At 70.4% G+C, this 1,624-nt stretch carries 1 protein-coding gene and 1 pseudogene; both read right to left on the minus strand.

Annotated elements, in window-relative coordinates; genetic code table 11:
• Positions 1–1,172: methyl-accepting chemotaxis protein (locus ACSMHG_RS19505; protein ID WP_435748246.1), on the minus strand; the 1,172-nt coding region annotated here is incomplete at its 3' end.
• 64 nt (positions 1,173–1,236) lie between these two features.
• Positions 1,237–1,624, minus strand: a pseudogene (locus tag ACSMHG_RS19510) (methyl-accepting chemotaxis protein); the annotation flags it as partial.

Below are 1,624 nucleotides of genomic sequence, written 5' to 3' on the forward strand. Positions count from 1 at the left end.
GCGATCGAGGTGATCACCTTCACCACGTTCCCGATCTCCTGGCTCGACGTCCCCAGCTTCGCCACCGTCTCGTTGGTCGACTCCACCGTCGAGACCGCCTGCGACGCCACCCGCGCCGCATCGTTCGCCGACTGCGCGATCTCCCGGATCGAAGCACCCATCTGCTCCGCACCCGCCGCCACCGTCTGCACGTTCCGCGACACCTCATCGGCCGCACCAGAGACCACACCCGCCTGCACCGACGTCTCCTCCGCACCCGCAGCGATCTGCTGCGACGACGCCGAGAGCTCCTCAGCCGCAGCCGCGACGGAGTCGGCGGAGGCGATGACGCTGGTCATCAGGTCTCGCAGCTTCGCGGTCGCGGCGTCCAGGCTGGCGCCCATGACCCCCACCTCGTCGCGGGTCGACAGCTCCGCACGCCGGGTCAGGTCACCCTCGGCCATCGCGTCGGTGACGACCTTGACCCGGGCGACGTCGCGGGAGATGGCCCGGGCGACCAGCCACCCGACCAGCAGCGCCAGGCCGATGCCGAGGGTGAGCAGCAGCAGCGCGACCAGGCGGTTGCTCGCATAGGCATCGTCGACCGCGGCGACAGCGGCCTCGGCGTCCGCCGACTCGTCGGCAATCAGTCCGCGGACGTCCTCGGTCATCGCATCGGCGATGGGGGTGCCACGCTCGAGGTTGACGCGGTGCCACTGCGCCAGCCGGCTCTCCAGCGCGAGCGGGATGAGGACGTCCTCCTGGAGGGCGGCGTAGTCGTCGACCGCGGCCTGCAGGTTGGCGAGGAGCTCCTCCTCCGCCGCGTCGACGCCCGTGGCCTCGTACGCCGCGACGGCCGTCTGGAACCGCTCGAAGGCTTCCTCCACCTTCTCGACGTAGTCGTTCTTCTCCTCCGTGGACGGTGCGATCAGCACGTCACGGGCGTTCTGTCGCACCACGCGGAGCGAGACGTTCATCTCGCCGGCCTGCTCGATCGCGAGAGCGTTGTTCTCGTACAGCGCGTGGGCCTGGTCGGCCGAGCCGCTGAGGGAGCGCAGACCCATCAGGCCGACGACGAGGCCGACGACCGCGGTGAACACCACCGCGCTCAGGATCTTGACCCGGACGCTCCGGTCGCCGAACCAGGCCAGCGGACCTCGGCGCTCCGTGGTGGTGGTGGTGGTGGTGGACATGCGCGTGCTCCCTTGCTGCTGCGCCGCGGTTGCGGCTGCAGGTGTCTGTGGACCGGGCCTGGGCTCAGGCTCGGGTGAAGCGGGCCACCTCGGCCCGCAGGTCGGCAGCCATCCGGGCCAGCTCGCCGACGGCGGCCTGGGACTGGCTCATGGCCTGGGTCGTGGCGACGGCGGCCTGGGTGACGCCTGCGATGTTCGCGGCGATCTCGCCCGAACCCGTCGAGGCCTCCGCCACGTTGCGCGACATCTCGTTCGTCGTCGCGGTCTGCTCCTCCACCGCCGAGGCGATGGTCAGCTGGTAGTCGTTGATCGAGGTGATGATCGAAGCGATCTCACCGATCGCCTCCACCGCACCACCGGTGTCACCCTGGATGGCCTCCACCCGACGCGCGATGTCCTCGGTCGCCCGAGCCGTCTCCTGCGCCAGCTCCTTGACCTCGTTCGCGACCACC

Origin of the sequence: Nocardioides ureilyticus (assembly GCF_051280745.1) — a bacterium.
GTDB lineage: Bacteria > Actinomycetota > Actinomycetes > Propionibacteriales > Nocardioidaceae > Nocardioides.